1 protein-coding gene is annotated in these 956 nt (G+C 28.6%); it reads right to left on the bottom strand.

The window, feature by feature from the left end:
• Nucleotides 1–567: 567 nt before the first annotated feature.
• Nucleotides 568–954, bottom strand: a complete 387-nt coding sequence (locus ACFIO3_RS14065; protein WP_375704684.1) for a hypothetical protein — start codon at nucleotides 952–954, stop codon at nucleotides 568–570.
• Between the last annotated feature and the right edge of the window lie 2 nt (nucleotides 955–956).

The raw sequence follows: 956 nt of genomic DNA on the forward strand, positions 1-956 counted from the left end.
TTGCCTCCATTTTTTTGTGGAAGCGAATAGTTCCATTCTTAAAGACTAGCCTGCAATCTATTCATTAAAAGGCTTTTGATTTATAAGATATGACGTTTTGAATTTCATTATCTGTTTATTTTCTACCTCGGTAAAAAAATACCGTGGTTATAAAATCGATCTTGTCTTTAAATCCTTTTATGCAATCTTTATAAATTAAATCTATAAGCTTATAAAAGTTTTAAATGATTACCTTCTTATAGGATACTATAACAACTTTAGATTTTGCGCTCCCCAATTTTGAGGACTGCAAATCTTGTGTTTTTATCATGCGATTAACAATCCAATCATTAAAACAAGATGTGATCTTTAAACGTATGTTATCGATAATTCCAAACAACTAAATTTTTAAACAATGTGATTTGTGCTGTGATAAAAACGTATCATAAAATTTATGAACTGTTATGAATGATAGCTGCTTTTCATTTTATTTGAATACACACATGCGTTATATAATATTTGTATCATGATTTGCTTTTTATGGTCTATTCATACATGGCAATCTTATATAAAAAATGATCAAATGAATCACGTATAAAAAGATGGATTCTTGAGTGGATTCATATAAAATAATTGCAAACAACATATTGACTTTATTGTATTTTTTGATATTATACTGAGTACTATATCTGCTGATATCCATTCATTATAATCACCACGCAATAAATTAACAAAACGTCCACATAAAACAATCAGTATGTGACGATGCCGTATAATGTCAAACTTTGGTACGATATTCTGATAGCCATGGCTGTATACAAATTTTTTTGCTTGTTCATGCTTTTGAAAATGTTCAAAAGCGCCGTAATTTTCACTGATATATTTTTCGTAAAGTCTATCGTACTGCTCTAGACTATCTACACGCGTACATCCTAACAATACAAATACAGAAAAAAGAGTTATAAATGTTATAATAG

It is taken from the genome of Bartonella sp. AD328YNZD (assembly GCF_042196425.1).